Source organism: Segatella copri (genome assembly GCF_026015295.1).
In the GTDB taxonomy this organism is placed as follows: Bacteria; Bacteroidota; Bacteroidia; order Bacteroidales; family Bacteroidaceae; genus Prevotella; species Prevotella copri_C.
Genome location: NZ_JAPDUW010000001.1, coordinates 2,750,137 through 2,765,655, shown reverse-complemented (window position 1 = coordinate 2,765,655; position 15,519 = coordinate 2,750,137). Strand labels below are relative to the sequence as shown.

Genomic DNA, 15,519 nt, shown 5'->3' with positions numbered 1-15,519 from the left:
TTTGAGTAAAGGACAAAGTCCAGGAGAATCTTCTCCTTCCAGTAGTGTTTTGAAAAACATTATGTCTCTCCGTAGTGTACAAAATGGAGTGTCCCCCGACTATGTATCTAAGTCATGTGCTGATAACTCTACAGATTCTATTCTTAATAAAAATAATCCAACCGCCTCTTCTACAGCAAATGTGGAAGAGGCGGTTTGGTTTTTAATGCGTGCTGCTTATGGGAAAGAAAAGAAAGCGAAAGACTTTTTGGAGGCTAAAGGGATTAAAACATTCTTGCCTTTGCAGACACAAACCTATATATATAAAGGTAAGAAGAAACATCGCCAAGTGTCATTGATTCCCAATTTCTTGTTTGTGAAGAGTAGTGAGGAAGAGATGAAGCAGTATATCGGGAAAGGAGAACTTGATTTCTTCCATCATTATTATGTTCCACATAAGGATGACAGAGGGCGGCCTTTAGGCAAGAACGGCATAAAACCCTTGGTTATTCCAACGTGTCAGATGGAAAGTTTTATCAGGTGGAATGAGATTAGTGATGATAATAAACTTTTTGTTGCCGATGATAAAATAAAGTTTGCCAAGAACGATGTCGTAAAGATCGTGGATGGTAAGTTTGCAGGCTTAGAAGGTTATGTATGCCGAATCAAAGGACAGTCAAGAATTGGCATAGTTATAAATGGGGTGGGTACCATCTTTACAGCCTATATTCCTAAGTGTATGTTGAAAAAAGTATAAATGACAGTTTTGCTCTTGTTTGGAATATTAATGACAATCAAAATAAATTGTAATCTTATGAGAAAAATTAAATTAACTTTTTTGTTGGGAATGTTCCTTGCTTCTCTTCCAGCGATAGCGCAAACGGAAGAAGATGCTAAAAATGCGGCTTTAGATTTCTTAAAGCAGAAGAAAGGAAATGCCAAGTTGGAATTGTCTTCATCGAAACTTGATGTAGGGACAACTTCAGCGAATGCAAAAAGTGTTGGAAGTTCTAGTACGAAAAGTACTGGTGAGGTCTACGCCTTTAATGTGCAAGGTGGTGGTTTTGCCTTGGTTTGCACAGGAAATGGAAACACTGCCGTTGCAGGATATTCAGACTCGGGGAGTCTTGATGTGGACAATGTGCCTGAGGCAATGAAAACTTGGCTAACTGGTTATCAGGCAGTCATGGCTTCAAGTTCTTTGGCAACAAAAGAGCCTGGTTGGGAAGGACCGTCGGTAACTCCTGTAGCTCCATTGATAAAAACGCAATGGGGCCAGAGTGCTCCTTATAACTGTAAATGTCCTTCTGATGGAAAGCAAACGGCTATAGTTGGTTGTGTACCAGTAGCTTTGGCACAAGTATTGAACTACTATCATCAAAATCAAAAAGGAGGAGGTAGCCTAAAGTATGCGCATGTAGATTCTGAAACAGAATATGAGATAGATTATTCTTCTACTACTTATGATTGGAAGAATATGCTTAATTCATATATCAAACCTGATATTACACAGACTCAGAAAGATGCAGTAGGAAAATTGATGTTGGAGTGTGGTATTGCATGTAAAGCTGATTTTGACTATACCTCAACTAGTGCCAATATGCCGTTTGTTGCCCTCAATAAATATTATAACTACGAGTGTATGTATGTAGCTCGTGAAAGCCATTATTCTATAGGTTGGGGATATTCAAGCGATTACCATATTTCTACGGATAAGTGGATGAGTATGATTCAGGAGGAGTTGACTGCAGGTCGTCCTATTATCTATTCCGCTAGCGATTTACCTGGTGGCTCTGGTATGTATGTTAAGCCTGCTGCAAATCATTGTTTTGTGATAGATGGCATTGATTCTCAAAATTATGTTCATGTCAATTGGGGATGGACGGGCATTGCTGACGGTTATTATGATGTAGCAGTTCTTAATCCAGGCGGTAATTTTAATTATGAGCAAGGTTATCGTTGTGACCATAGTATGATTATTGGCATCAAACCTCGTGCTACCGCTTACTATTCGGATGAAGTTTGCCAACCTTTTGTTGTATGTGACTGGCAGACAGGAAGGGGTGATGCTGTAAAGAGTAAGCAAAAATCAAGTATTTCTACACGGTCTGTTTCGAGTATTGTTACATCTAAGGAAAAAATGATTTTCCAGTTGATTAGTAGTACATACGAAAATAAAAAGTTTGAATTTACGACGGTTTTAGCTAAGGATGGTAAAATCGTCAAGAATTTGCCTGGTGGTTACTATAACGAGACGCTTAACGGATGGCCAAGTATCAATCGTTGGAACTTGTCGCAAGGATTTAATAAAGTACCAACAGAGGTGGCGGATGGAGTGTATGAGATACGTACGGCTTACAAAGATGCTGACGGCAGAATTCAATTATGTCCTGCTCCAAAACAGATTATTCCTACCATGGAAATTGTCAATAAAGGAACTGGTATGATTATTCATGGTTTGGAAGGTGAAGACTTGGTGAAAACTCTGACAATTGAGGATATTCAACCTGCAAGTGAGATTTTTGCTGGTACGAAGTTCTATCTTTATCTCAAGGCTAAAGGATCTACTAACAACTCGTATTTGCAGTTTAAAAATGTAGAAACAGGTAAGGTGTATGGCACTTCAAATACGAGCTCTTTCTCATTTAAACATCTCTATGATAATTATACATCAGTTAAAGCTGTTGGGCTTTCTCCTATCAATGTGGAGAATAGTTTTACGATGCCAGCAGGTAGATATTTGGTTATGTTGCCTGAAGAAGAAACAAGAATTTCTCTTGCCAAAGATTTCTACATTGACGTGAAGGAAAAACCAAGTTATCCGATTTTGGATGGAATAGATTTGGCATGGTGTCATTTTTTTGGATATAATCCTGACGAAACGTACTCGTTAGGTTATAGCCCATTAGAGAATACAGAATGCTTGGAAACTGTCCGTCCGGAGTTCCAGTATGCTAATAAAGTAAAGGAACCTGTAACGGTGAATGTTTATATGATTAATAGGGATAATGGAGCGGAACGTTTAGTGGCTTCTCTAAAGGATTGGACTCCTGGACAAACAAGACCTTTGGGATTAATGCCTTATCCTTTAAGTGGTAATTACGAATTTAAGTGCAAATATTTGACTCCTGATGGTGAACGTGCAAGCCTCATGCCAACGGAAAATTATGAGCGGAAGCCTTATCATAATTATAACATAGAAAATAATGTAGAAGGTGTTTCTTATCCTTGCGAATTGGTTTCTTGGAGTAAAAAGACTAGTACCGCGTCAGAACGTATGGCAGGAACTGGTCAATTTACCACCTCGGTACAATTGGGTTTAAGAATTTCTTTAGATAGTTATGATAAGGGAGCTGTTATAACAAAATATGCTGTTGTCAAAGCTTTGTTTTTTGATAAGAAATCTAAGGAAGTTGTTGTGGATTCTGTTACTAATGTGATTATTGCAAATAAATTGATATGCTCATATACTCTAACTCCTCAACTTACGGATAATTCCAAGTATAGTGTTTGTGTCCTTTATGCTGATCATAATTGGGGTTGGAGTAGGAATGAATATTCTTATGTTTTGAATTCAGATAAGTCTATAGCTGAATTTGAATTGGTTAATGATGGTACGACAAGCATAGCCAAAATCTCAACTTTCAACTCCATCTTCAAACAAGGTGAGACTGTAAGGGTATATGATATGAATGGTATTCTTGTTAGGACTTTAGCAGCTTCGCCAGATTTATGGAGTAATTTGTTATCTACATTGCCTTCTGGTGTCTTTGTGCTGAAGTCTTCGTCTCAGACAATTAAATTTAGAAAATAATAAAGTTCCCCTACGTCTATTGGCGTGGGGGCTTTCTGATAAACATTTTAAATAGTTAGTTTTATGAAACCTATTGTTTATGTAATGTTGGCATTGATTTTTATGTTGATGCCAAGTTTGGTGAAGGCGCAAGGAGATTTGGCTGCCTTTGATTTGAAAGGAAAAGTAAAGCAGTGTACTTGGGTGAACCACAAGGCTGGTTGTATTTATCAAGGATTTTCGAAAGAAGCCAATAAAGAAGTGCTTCTTTTTGCTCAGAACGGTCGTTGTTTGAAGTGGAATGGAGGAACCTTTGTCAAAATGGGTGGTGATGCTCTTTATTCCGAATGTTCAAGGGATGCTAAGGGACGTATTACAAGTGGCGAACTTTACACGGCTTATTATAATCCTGGTAGTGGTGAAGATACATTTACTTACAACGCTAAAGGTAAGTTGGCAAAACATACTTATGAGGATGCAGGAATGTCGATAGTGACTACGTTTGCTTATGGGACTGATGGTAATGTAAGTTCGACAATCTCTAAGATAGAGGACTATAATACGGAGAAGACTTCTACGATAAAGGTTTCATATACTGTTCAAGCTAAGGATGCTAAAGGTAATTGGACAAAAAGACTTGCCAGAAGAACTAATGGTTCTTCTTGGGTAGAGACAAGAACCATTACTTATTATCCTGCAAAGTAATAATTCAGGGCAATAGATTTACATCTTTCAGATGCAATTGCCCTTTAAAAGTTATTGCGCTATAAACAATCATTAAACTTAATTCTATATGATTAAAAACTATTTTTTTGTGATATTGGCAGCAGTGACAATGTTGTTGGTATCTTGCGGCAATTCCCAAACTACTCCACAAGAAATAGATGGAGTAGAGTTTACTGGTAATGGTCTTTTGGGCAATTTTCCTTATATGATGGCTCGCTATGATTCGGAGCGAGCTAATTTAGAACGAAATCTGAATGGTGCGGGGGTGTTAGAAAAGAGGAACTTTGCGAAAGAAAATGAATTTGATATTGAAAAAATCGCAGAAGAACTTGATGGTAAGGAAGTGCCTTTTGAGATTAGTACAGGTGGTAAGACAGAAGAAATTAAAGGATTTAAATTCAAGGTTGTTAAATCTGTGGGAGGTTATCTGCCTTGTATGAAAATACGTATTGAAGGACCAGCTGGATATGATGCAGGATGGAGTGAAAAAGGTATAGAAGCTTGTGTGCCTGTAGATAAGGATGGTAATATTCTTAATTTCCATGAGTCGCTTGGTCGTTTTTGGTTGCATCTTGGGAGTATTGTTGGTGCTTATTCTTATCCTTTAAAATATGATAAGAATTACAAAGAAATGCTCCAAAGAAATAATATCTTAGACCGTTTTGTTAAGATTGTAGCAATGGATGAAGAGACTTTTGAAAAAACACAAGCGAAAATGCGAGAGGCTGAAGAAAAGGCTTTAAACGAGGAGGCGAAAGACAATGATTTGTCCAAAGTAGAATTCTCTGAAAAAGGTTGCGAACCTATTGTATTAGGGAAAAAGGTAAATCAATTTCCTTCGAAATGTAAGGGGTTCTATACTCATTATAGATGGAATATAGATAAACTCTCTCATACGAAGAATTTTACATTCTTTAATGGAACCGATACTGTTGTGCATGTTGAGTCAGATTTAAGTTCTGCGGAAATTTATAAAATATTTGTTTGCTCTCCAAAGATAAATGTGAAATTTGATAATGGTAAGACATTGAGGGCTGGTATGAAGTTAGTCGAAGTTGCTCAGACATTTGGCGATGATTTTAAGGCTTCGTGGACTCCAGAAGAAATAGGTCCATTTATTCATTTTGGTCTATATGGTGGATATCCTGCAGATGAAGAAACCTTGAAACGAGAAGCTTTAGAGCGTATAGAAGAACTTTATGGTTGTTTTGAATATCTTGATTTGAGTCCTAAAGATGTGCTACCAAATGCTGTGCTGGAGAGTGTTATCCTTTGCTTGCATGAGTAACTTTCAAATGTTGTTGTATAATAAAATTTTGATTCATGAGAAAGTATATATTTTTGTTGGTGATGTTTGTGTTGACATTCTGTTCATGTGGAGAGAAGGGTACAACTTATTCTGAGACAGATTTTAATGGAGAAGGAGTGTTTGGTGCTTTGCCTCAAATGTCCGCGCGAATGTCCAGTATTGTAAAACCTGCAATGGATAAAATGAATGAGAAATATCCAAAGTTGGCTTCTGATGATCCGAAAGATAAGAAAGAGGTGGTGAAAGGACAAGAGTTTAATGATTATCTTAACTCTATTTCAGAGGAAATTGTTGAAACTTATGGTAAGGATAATCTTGAAAGTTGGGTAAAGGAAATCCAGAAAATGTCAGATATTAAGAGATTTCATATTATTAATGACTTGGGACTTCCCATAGAAAACCAGCGTGTGTCAATAATAGGTGCTGATGTTTTCTTTAATATAACTTTTAAATTTACTATTCATCTTGGGCGAGCAAATGAGAAAGAATTTATGCCTTGGATTTTGTTTTTTGATGCAAATGGTAAATGTCTGTATGGTAAAGAATGTGTTTTGTTGCCTAATTTTGGATTTCAGTCTTGTTATGTGGAAATAGCTGTCCCTTATAAAACCCCAATAAGTGTACTAAAAGACCCAGATGGTGCTACTCAAAAGAATATAGAGTTTTGTAAAAAGATGGATAAGGTTACAAGAATTAAAATCGTAAAGGCATTAGATGCGCCAAAATTCCTGAAAACTGAAAGGTAATTGGTAATGTTGGTTTAATAAATGTTTTAAATAGGATAATTTCTTATTATTAAAAATGTAATTATGAAGAATTATACTCGAATTAACAAAAGTATATTGCTTATATTGCTTTCCTCTTTTGTGTGTATAAGTTCCTTGGCAGGGCCAAGAAGTTATGCTCAAGCAAAGGCTATTGCGGAAAAGCAAGCGGCTAAGTTGGGAATACAAATTGATGAAAATAGTTCTCCAGCCTGCAAGGCTAAGAGTTTTGGGGGCGAGACAAATTCACAGACGGTTAGTTGCTATGTTTTTGCCAATAGTGAAGATAAAGGATTTGTTATCGTTTCTGGAGATGACAGATTTCCAGAAATTATAGGATATTCTGATGAGGGAACTTTTAATGAAAATGAACTTCCTGATGGCCTCACGTATTTTATGAAATCATACCAAGCGACTGTAGATAAAGTGTTAGGGAATGATGAAACGACTATTCGTAATTTGGAGGTAGAAAAAAATATTCGTTCAAGTTTGAATGCGATAAAGGTGGAACCACTTTTAGGAAACATAGCTTTTGGTCAGGATAATCCTTATAATAAGATGTGCCCCCTTTATGATGGAGGTTCTTTACATGCTGTTACTGGATGTGTTCCTGTGGCAATGGCGCAAGTGATGGCGTATTATAGGTATCCAAAAACACTTCAGGCAGATATTCCTGGCTATGATTACAGAAAGGGTCAGATGACTTCTTCTATATCAAAGGGAGAGGCTTATGATTGGGCTAACATTCTGCCTACTTATTATAACGTGTCTTATACGGATACAAATGCAGATGCCGTGGCAAAATTATTATTTCATTGTGGGGCAGCTATTCAGGTTCAATATGGTCCTTTGTCAGGTGGTAATTTAGAACCATCCCAGTTGGCTAAGTTTTTTGGTTATGATGCAGACTTACTGAATAAAGTATATCGTAGTGAAGTAACATTATCTCAATGGGTAGAGCTTATTAATAGAGAATTACAAGCAGAACGTCCTATTATTTTTAGTGGATTTGATTCAACAGGTGGGCATGAATTTGTCTGTGATGGTGTCGATGAATCTGGTTTGTATCATATAAATTGGGGATGGAATGGTTCTCGTAACGGCTATTTTGACCTGATGGTCTTAAATCCAGATTATGAAGGCGCAGCCTCTGTATCTTCAAAAGATGGTTATACAAAAGATTTAGGAATATTGATTGGAATTGCTCCTGACAATGGTGTAAAAGATAGTCCTCTTTTTGAACATGCAACTTCTCATATTAATTTAATGATAACATCAAAAGTAATTTGGCAAAAAGATACTCGCACGAGTAGTTCTGATAATTTCAAAGGTACGATGACATTTGAATTTGGTAACTTATCAGACAAAGACTTTGATGGATATGTGGCAGTCGGAGTTACTCAAGGTAATGGGAATGTTATAATTGTTTCGGATAAAAAGAAACTTCATTTGAATAAAAGGAAGCCTTCTAGCTATTCAAGTTGGGATTTTGAACTTCCATTTGAGTATGCTTTCCCTGTTGGCGTTTCTAAATTGTCAGTTTTTTATAGTTATGATGGTCGAAAATGGAATGAGGGTGTGTTTCATATGAGTGATTTGTGGCGTAGAGGAGTAGTTTACGTAAAAGCCACAGAGCAGAATATTCGAGTTTCGAAATGTCTTGATTTGACAGCAGATATTGTTGCCAATGATGAAGTTATCCAAGGAGATGAGAATGTTTTTCAATTCTCACTTCATAACAAAATGTTTGAGGAATACATGGGTAAGATTGATATGTATGTTAGTGATAACGATGTAAAACCTGATTCACCAAAGGAACATTTTAATCTGTCTGTGCCAGCGTTAGGGGATATTACGAGAGCGTTTAAATTGAGGACAAATTCTGAAAATGTATATTTTTGGTTGGTAGATGAGGAAGGAGAAGAACTTGTGTGTGGTAAATGTATCCCAACAGTTGCTTATGAAAATCCTTCGATTGTTTTAATAGATGCTTATAGTAATGCGACCCCGGGAGCTTATGATGTAGAGCATGCTTGCTATGTTGAAGGTAAAGGGTTAGTTAAGGCTCCTTTAGCACAAGATAATAAGGCTGTGTTTAACTTTGTTCTCAAAAATAAGGGTTCTAAGGCTCGTTTTAAATATGTTGTGTCAATGACGGGTAAGCCAAATAATCGTTGCAAACAGGTAGAAAAGACAATATGGATGGAGGCTAATTCTACAGAAAATTGTACAGTAGAGGTTAGTCCTGATGAAGTTGGCAGTCGTTTTATAATAGGAGCTATCACCATTAGTTCTGTGGCAGGGGTTAAATTAAGTTCTGATGTTGAGAAATATAAGCTTTATGTTGTGGGGAGTTCTTTAGCTTATCGTCTGTCTGGTAATGAATTGCCTGTGTATGTAGGTGGAACTTCTACGATGATTTCGATGCCACATAGTGAAAACTTTCAAGTGTTAGGAGGAAAAGGATGTTTGAAAATTATTTCTGAGCGAGAAAGAAAAATGACCATTTATAATTTTGGTGGTCAAAAGATGAAAGAGGTTTTGGTGGATGCTGGTGAGCAGAAAGTTCCAATTGCCCCAGGTTTGTATATTATCTTAGGAAAGAAAATCGTAGTATGGTAATAGTTTAAATTAATAATTTGTAATTATGAGAAAGTTATATTGTTTGATAATTTTTGTTGCATCCATGTCAGTTGTAGCTTGCAAGGAAACTGGTAATAAGGTGGATGGACTGGCTACAAATGACAGTGTGCAAGTGGCAGATACCCTTTTTGCTGATAGAGTGGTTCAGAATGCAGAGCAAAATGAGGAGAAGGAAAATCTTGCACTTGGTGGCAAGGACGATATTAAAAACAGAAATATGGAGTCCATGTGCTTGACTTGGGCTTTAAAATCTTAAATATTATAGTAAATGATTAGATTTTTATTTTGTTTATTCTTGTCATGTGTGAGTCTTTTGACAATATCAGCTCAAGAGCGTGTGAAGGCATTATGCTTTCGTACTATAAATGGGACAGTGTATGTAAGCCTTAAACAAGAAGTGACTTGTAGCTTTGAAAATGTAGATGAAATGTGTATATCTGCAGATGGGAGAAATAAGCTTAAACTAAAATTTTCAGATATAAGTTATCATTTTGTTAAGGAGGTGGATATTGATAAAACAACTATTATTCCAATTTTATTGCACAAACAGGATATTTTTGTTAAGAGCATAATTAACTATGGATTTCTCGTTAGTGGACTATCTGAAGGAGAAACAGTTAGGATTATGACAATTGATGGTCGAATTCTGGATAAGGTAAATGCGGATAGATATGGTCGTGTTGTAATAAATACATCTAAGTATTCAAAGGGTGTCTATATCCTAACAATGTCATTTCATCGTTCTTTAAAAATACAGAAAATATGAAAAGAGTTTGTTTATTATTGATTTTTGTTAGTCTTTTGTTTACATCGAATGCTCAGATTGATATTCAATATGTGATGTTTGATGCAAATGACGGAAGTGAACAATGGAGCATAGAAGTAGTGTCCCCATCGACTAATATAGTAAAATATAGTTTAGATGAAGTTGGTAATGTTACAGTTAAATTGGTAGATTCAAAAAACCAATCTATTTTGCGCTCTTTTACTTCTTCTAATCCAAGTGGATTATTTACTACAAGATATTCTTATTCTGTTGAAGAAGAACGAGAAGCTTTAATGGAGATATACAGGGAATTAGGTGGTGATAATTGGAGAAAAAAAGATAATTGGGGAACTGATAAGCCGGTTTCTGAATGGTATGGAATTTCTGCTCCTGAAATTCAGGGAAAACAGGGTACCGTAGAGTGGATTTCTCTAGAGAAAAATAATTTAGTAGGAAAATTACCTATTGCGGCTTTTGAAAAATTAAAAAATTTAAAGTATCTTTTTTTGTCGAATAATGATATTAGAGGTGATGTTCCTGAATGTTTAACTAAATTGTATGGATTTTCAATAGCAAATAATGTAAATTTATCTAGTCACCTCCCTGAACATCCATGGTCGGAACTTATGTCTTATGTTTGTGATGGAAGACAACTTGATTTTTCTTGTATATCTAATAACGCAGATGTTCCCAAGTGGGCAGAAAATCATGAACGCTTTTGCGACTTTTGGCATAACTTTGCACTTCTTTCTGTTACAAAAACTGATAACTATAAAACTTATTGGAAAAATCTAAAAATTCCTATGACAGAATTTCAAATAATTGATTTTGATGGAAATGTTCATAACAATAGTGATTTTTCTAAAAATAAGTTGACCTTATTGATGCATTGGGAATCATGGTGTATGTATTCTAAAGACTTAGTACAAAAACTTATTCCTGTTTATGAACGCTTGCATGGTAAAGGACTTGAAATATTGGGATATTCTACCCTTTGCTCAGGAGGTGCTATTCCTTGTGTTGATGAGGAGGCACATTTTGAATATATAAAAGAAGTTGGAATACCATGGAAGAATTGTTCGCAAACCAGAGAAAATTGTATAATAAATTTTAATGGTTATGATATGAATCCTCCTAAGGTTTATGCTGTTGATAATAGTGGAAATATTGTTTTTCAATCAATTACAAACGGATATTCTGAACTGATTCCATTTATAGAGGAGTTTTTTTCTGAATAAAGTTATAATAGAAAATTAATTGTGTGACTAAAAACCTGTGCTAAAGAAAGGCTCTTGGAAAGATAATCTATAATATTAGATAGTTGAAGGGTTCTTTGCAGCCCTTCAACTATTTATATCCCTTTCAATAGCATTTTCCAAAGTGGTATAATTTGGATGATATTGCCGTCGAGGTTAATCTCTTTTTCTTCATCCATCGTGATGATGAATAACTCCTTGCAATCGAAGCGTTTGGCATAAACTATGAGGGCTTTTGTTTCTCGCTCATAAGTCTTATCATCCTGTATGCTATAGGATACTTGGATGGCTTTACCATGCTCAAATAGACAAAAGTCAACTTCTATATTGTCATTGTAATAATATAGGTCTTCACCATACGTCTCATAGAGATAAATGGCAACCATATTTTCCAATAGGGATGTTTCTGGATCAAGCAGGAAGAGGTTCAGAATTCCATTATCGATGAAATAGTATTTCTTGTTAGAAATCTTGTCTTGCAATTTTGCTTCAATGTTTTCTATAGAAAAAATCATGCAAGTTTCCTTGATGTATTCAAGGTAATCTACGATAGTTTCTTGCTTGACCTTTCCTGCTACTGTAGATACGATATTTGCAAGACGATTGTAGCTTTGTGGCTGTTTGATGCTCTCAGCTAATTTCCTGACTAATACTTTTAATCCTGTAGTGTTACGTATATTGTATCTACTGATTAAGTCGCCAAAATATATCTTATAGTATAGATTGCCTAACCATTGACGCTTGAATGATTCTTCTCGGATGACTAACTCTGGTAATCCTCCAAAGTGGAAATATTCATTGAAAGTTCGTTTGATAGGAGCGTTGTCAAGGTATTCCCACTGCTTTTCTAATTGGATGTTCTTGGATTGGAGGAATTCCATGAAGGAAAATGGAAATACATTTTGAACTATATAACGTCCGTCAAGAGTTGTGGAAATTTCTTTGCTCAACATCTTTGCATTGCTTCCAGTAATATAAACAAGGTATTTATGGTCTGCAAGTCGGCGTGCAAATTTTTCCCAACCATCCACTAATTGAATCTCGTCAAGCATGAAGATTGGCTTATGGGCAAATAATTCTTCGTATGCTTGTTTGATGAGGTCGAGGTCGCTGAGTTGGATGTCTGCTAAACGGTCATCTTCAAAGTTGAAGTAGAGAATTTCTTCAATGGAATGGCCTTGCTGTAATAGGTCATGTATGCGTTGATATAGCATATATGACTTACCTGCCCGGCGAAGACCTACCAATACGTAGCATGAATGAGGTTCAAATTCGACATTGCGTCTAATGAAACTCAATTCTTTTACCATTTGTTGGTTCTCTAATATCAATTTCTTAGCTATATTTATCCCATGGCGAAAGTGAAGTATCGGTTCGTAAATGCTAAGTAAATTCTGCTCGAAATGGTATTTTTACCCCATTTCGAGCAAAATAGCGTGCGTTTATTTTGCTCGAAACGATATTTTTTGTATATTTGCAGCAAAATAAACGAAAGGATTATGGCACAGAAAATTATCGGAAGAAAGCAGGAGATTAAGGAACTTCTGGATCTTTACAAGGAAAATAAACCTGTTTTTGCAGTAATATATGGTAGAAGAAGGGTCGGAAAAACCTTTCTCGTAAGAGAATTGTTTCAGGATAAAATGAGCTTTTACCATACGGGTTTATCTCCTTATGAGTTAAGTGGTCAAAAAATAATGGAGCAACAGTTGACTAGCTTTTACTCCAGTCTTGTTCGCTATGGCAGCAAGGGTAAGAAGGTGCCATCCTCTTGGCTCGAAGCTTTTGATGCACTCATCAATCTCTTGGAAGAGCAAGATGCAGACAAGCGTCAGGTGATATTCATAGATGAATTGCCATGGCTTGACACTCCCCGCTCGGGATTTGTTACAGCATTAGAGCATTTTTGGAATGGATGGGCTGCAGGAAAGCAGAATATCATGCTTATCGTCTGCGGCTCTGCCACGTCATGGATTTCAGACAAGCTATTAAACAATAAAGGCGGTTTGTTTGATCGCACAACTGATGAAATCAAGTTGCGCCCGTTTACGTTGGGCGAATGCGAAGAATACTATCAGGCTAACAACATCGTGATGTCTAAGTTCGACCAGATACAATGTTATATGGCTACAGGTGGCATTCCTTATTATATTTCCATGCTGCAGAAAGGCAAAAGTCTGGCTCAGAATATGGACAGGCTTTTCTTCGAACCTGCAGCCAAACTCGGTTTAGAGTTCGACCGCCTCTATTCTTCTCTCTTTACTAATGCGGAGGATTGCATGACTATCGTGCGCCTTCTGGCTCAAAAAAGACAGGGATATACGCGAAAAGAAATCGTTTCGCTTACAAAAATACCTAATGGTGGTGGACTTTCAGCTACATTAAAATCACTCGAAGTGAGTGATTTCATAACATCGTATGTTAAGTATGGTTATCCCAAGCGTGAGGTATATTTCCGTCTGACAGATTTCTACAGCAAATTCTATTTGTCATTCATAGATGGCAGAAAGACGACAAATCCGCATTTCTGGCAAGACAACCTGCTGACACCTGAGCTGACAGCATGGCGAGGTTTTACCTTTGAATCTCTTTGCTATTATCATCTGCCACAAATCAAGCAGGCACTCGGTATTAGTGGAGTGCAGACAGAGGCGAGTCCCTGGAAAAGCAGAAAAGAGAAAGATGGTGCGCAGATAGATATGATTATTGACAGAGCCGACCGTATCATCAATGTTTGTGAAATGAAATTCTGTGAGGATGATTTCTCCATTAATGCTGCTTATGACAAGAATCTGCGCCATAAACTGAGTACGTTTGCTGAAGAAACGAAATGCAGGAGTTCCTTGCATCTTACATTGGTTACTACTTATGGGCTTAAGTTCAACGAATATGCCGGTCGGGTACAAAGTGTCGTTACAATGGATGATTTGTTTAAATAACTGATATCGTTCTTTAACGCAAGTACTTACGATAGTCGATGTAAGTACTTGCGATGATTGATGCGAGAACCGGAAATAGCCAACTGGCAAAATATAAACAGCCAACTGGCAAAACGCAAACAGCCGACTAGCGCATGAGTGGCTAGTCGGCTGTTTTACTGGAACAGTTATCGAAACCTCCTTTATTTTGTTTTCGTATAGGCTTCCTGCCAAATACTCTTCACTCTTCACCAAAAGCCCCGAATCCCCTGTGTTTATCGGCATTTCGAGGGGTGAAGAGTATTCGGGCACTCTTCACCTACTCTTCACCACTCTTCACCCTTCAGTTCTGGCAGATTTGCAATCCACCTATCAGTCTTTCTCCTCTGTTCCCGTTTCTGAAGGTGAAGAGTGGTGAAGAGTGGGTGAAGAGATAAAAACAACTCTTCACCCCTCGGAATGCCGATAAACACAGGGGGGCCGGCCGAAAGGTGAAGAGTGAAGAGTATTTTGATGATAGCTTCGTTTATTTCTTAAACTGTCTATCTAAAGGTGATGCTTACTGAATCAGCAAGAACAATCTGGGAGTTTGGTGGCCTCTTTGGTTAAGAATCTGTTGATTTCATTCTCAAATTGATTACGATGAGGACTTCCTATCTTGCCTATATGCTTATCTAATATATCTTCTTCTGTATAAAATCTCATATTATTTCTTTTTAAAAACAAGATTAATACTACTGTAAAATTACGAAAAGAATCCGAAGCGCTAAGGCTGAAAAAACTTATCCCTTTCTTCCGAAATCGGCTGGAATCTCGCCCCATTTCTTCGTCTCCCATTTTATAATAGGTATGTTGATGGGGTGGGTGCGGAGCCAGTTCTCGGCTCGGGCGATGACCTGGTAGAGCTGTTCGGTCTGGGGAGTGCGCTCCAGTTTGGTCTTGCATTGTTTCTTGCTTACCCAGAGCTGGGCATTCACGCTGTCGCTATAAATTACCTTGTCGGTAATGCCCTTCTGCTGCATCAGGGCGAGGGCGTGGACGATGGCGAGAAACTCGCCGATGTTGTTGGTGCCGTGGATAGGACCATAATGGAAAACCTGGGCACCGGTCTGAAGGTCGATGCATTGGTATTCCATCGGACCGGGATTGCCGGAACAGGCGGCATCCACAGCCCAGGCGTTGGCTCTTACCTCGTTGGGCAGAGGCAAAACGGTATCGTTTCTCCATGAAGGAGGATTTACGGGCATTTTATTCATCTTTATTCTTTTTGGGGTTGGAAAACAAAAAGGATTGGCTAAAACTGAAATGAGCATGTGCCTTGGAGTCGAGCTCCAGGGCCATGCTCATTATGTCAAATAGTCAATA

13 protein-coding genes are annotated in these 15,519 nt (G+C 37.3%); 11 read left to right on the top strand and 2 right to left on the bottom strand.

The genetic code is table 11. The features are described 5' to 3' along the window. Position 1: 1 nt before the first annotated feature. The 9 genes from ONT18_RS11695 (at position 2) to ONT18_RS11655 (ending at position 11,218) form a co-directional block, all read left to right on the top strand. Positions 2 to 736 (top strand): UpxY family transcription antiterminator, encoded by a 735-nt coding sequence (locus ONT18_RS11695; protein ID WP_264905733.1) that lies wholly within the window; start codon positions 2 to 4, stop codon positions 734 to 736. A 57-nt stretch (positions 737 to 793) separates the two neighbouring features. After that, positions 794 to 3,793: a C10 family peptidase gene (locus tag ONT18_RS11690; RefSeq protein ID WP_264905731.1), complete on the top strand. Its 3,000-nt coding sequence runs from the start codon at positions 794 to 796 to the stop codon at positions 3,791 to 3,793. A gap of 63 nt (positions 3,794 to 3,856) precedes the next feature. Next, positions 3,857 to 4,477, top strand: a complete 621-nt coding sequence (locus ONT18_RS11685) for a hypothetical protein (protein WP_264905729.1) — start codon at positions 3,857 to 3,859, stop codon at positions 4,475 to 4,477. Positions 4,478 to 4,565: 88 nt separating this feature from the next. After that, positions 4,566 to 5,786 (top strand): hypothetical protein, encoded by a 1,221-nt coding sequence (locus tag ONT18_RS11680; protein ID WP_119229448.1) that lies wholly within the window; start codon positions 4,566 to 4,568, stop codon positions 5,784 to 5,786. Positions 5,787 to 5,821: 35 nt separating this feature from the next. Then, the gene (locus tag ONT18_RS11675) at positions 5,822 to 6,553 is read left to right on the top strand and encodes a hypothetical protein (protein ID WP_264905726.1); all 732 of its coding nucleotides are present in this window, start codon (positions 5,822 to 5,824) and stop codon (positions 6,551 to 6,553) included. 63 nt (positions 6,554 to 6,616) lie between these two features. After that, positions 6,617 to 9,193 (top strand): C10 family peptidase, encoded by a 2,577-nt coding sequence (locus tag ONT18_RS11670; protein ID WP_264905724.1) that lies wholly within the window; start codon positions 6,617 to 6,619, stop codon positions 9,191 to 9,193. A 25-nt stretch (positions 9,194 to 9,218) separates the two neighbouring features. Then, entirely contained in the window at positions 9,219 to 9,470 is a 252-nt protein-coding gene (locus ONT18_RS11665) for a hypothetical protein (RefSeq protein ID WP_264905722.1), read from the top strand. Between the two features lie 12 nt (positions 9,471 to 9,482). Next, positions 9,483 to 9,980, top strand: a complete 498-nt coding sequence (locus tag ONT18_RS11660; protein ID WP_264905720.1) for a hypothetical protein — start codon at positions 9,483 to 9,485, stop codon at positions 9,978 to 9,980. Then, positions 9,977 to 11,218, top strand: a complete 1,242-nt coding sequence (locus tag ONT18_RS11655) for a peroxiredoxin family protein (protein WP_264905718.1) — start codon at positions 9,977 to 9,979, stop codon at positions 11,216 to 11,218. The genes ONT18_RS11660 and ONT18_RS11655 overlap by 4 nt, the downstream gene beginning before the upstream one ends. A gap of 113 nt (positions 11,219 to 11,331) precedes the next feature. Here the strand turns inward: ONT18_RS11655 and ONT18_RS11650 are convergent, their stop codons facing one another. Next, complete coding sequence (locus ONT18_RS11650; protein ID WP_264905716.1) at positions 11,332 to 12,546, bottom strand: ATP-binding protein; 1,215 nt, start codon at positions 12,544 to 12,546, stop codon at positions 11,332 to 11,334. 93 nt (positions 12,547 to 12,639) lie between these two features. Here ONT18_RS11650 and ONT18_RS11645 point away from each other — a divergent pair, with 93 nt between their 5' ends. Continuing rightward, on the top strand, positions 12,640 to 14,175 hold the full coding sequence (locus tag ONT18_RS11645) for an AAA family ATPase (RefSeq protein ID WP_367398932.1): 1,536 nt from the start codon (positions 12,640 to 12,642) through the stop codon (positions 14,173 to 14,175). 272 nt (positions 14,176 to 14,447) lie between these two features. After that, positions 14,448 to 14,591: a hypothetical protein gene (locus ONT18_RS11640; RefSeq protein WP_217745473.1), complete on the top strand. Its 144-nt coding sequence runs from the start codon at positions 14,448 to 14,450 to the stop codon at positions 14,589 to 14,591. 345 nt (positions 14,592 to 14,936) lie between these two features. On the opposite strand, the gene ONT18_RS11635 is transcribed toward ONT18_RS11640, so the two are convergent. Beyond that, positions 14,937 to 15,410 (bottom strand): RNase H family protein, encoded by a 474-nt coding sequence (locus tag ONT18_RS11635; protein WP_117691849.1) that lies wholly within the window; start codon positions 15,408 to 15,410, stop codon positions 14,937 to 14,939. Positions 15,411 to 15,519: the final 109 nt, after the last annotated feature.

What these genes read in the sequence shown, in the direction of transcription:
- ONT18_RS11665 (WP_264905722.1), top strand. Translation starts at nt 9,219, where the DNA reads ATGAGAAAGTTATATTGTTTGATAATTTTTGTTGCATCCATGTCAGTT.
- ONT18_RS11650 (WP_264905716.1), bottom strand. Translation starts at nt 12,546, where the DNA reads ATGGTAAAAGAATTGAGTTTCATTAGACGCAATGTCGAATTTGAACCT.
- ONT18_RS11655 (WP_264905718.1), top strand. Translation starts at nt 9,977, where the DNA reads ATGAAAAGAGTTTGTTTATTATTGATTTTTGTTAGTCTTTTGTTTACA.
- ONT18_RS11685 (WP_264905729.1), top strand. Translation starts at nt 3,857, where the DNA reads ATGAAACCTATTGTTTATGTAATGTTGGCATTGATTTTTATGTTGATG.
- ONT18_RS11660 (WP_264905720.1), top strand. Translation starts at nt 9,483, where the DNA reads ATGATTAGATTTTTATTTTGTTTATTCTTGTCATGTGTGAGTCTTTTG.
- ONT18_RS11680 (WP_119229448.1), top strand. Translation starts at nt 4,566, where the DNA reads ATGATTAAAAACTATTTTTTTGTGATATTGGCAGCAGTGACAATGTTG.
- ONT18_RS11635 (WP_117691849.1), bottom strand. Translation starts at nt 15,410, where the DNA reads ATGAATAAAATGCCCGTAAATCCTCCTTCATGGAGAAACGATACCGTT.
- ONT18_RS11675 (WP_264905726.1), top strand. Translation starts at nt 5,822, where the DNA reads ATGAGAAAGTATATATTTTTGTTGGTGATGTTTGTGTTGACATTCTGT.
- ONT18_RS11690 (WP_264905731.1), top strand. Translation starts at nt 794, where the DNA reads ATGAGAAAAATTAAATTAACTTTTTTGTTGGGAATGTTCCTTGCTTCT.
- ONT18_RS11645 (WP_367398932.1), top strand. Translation starts at nt 12,640, where the DNA reads ATGGTATTTTTACCCCATTTCGAGCAAAATAGCGTGCGTTTATTTTGC.
- ONT18_RS11670 (WP_264905724.1), top strand. Translation starts at nt 6,617, where the DNA reads ATGAAGAATTATACTCGAATTAACAAAAGTATATTGCTTATATTGCTT.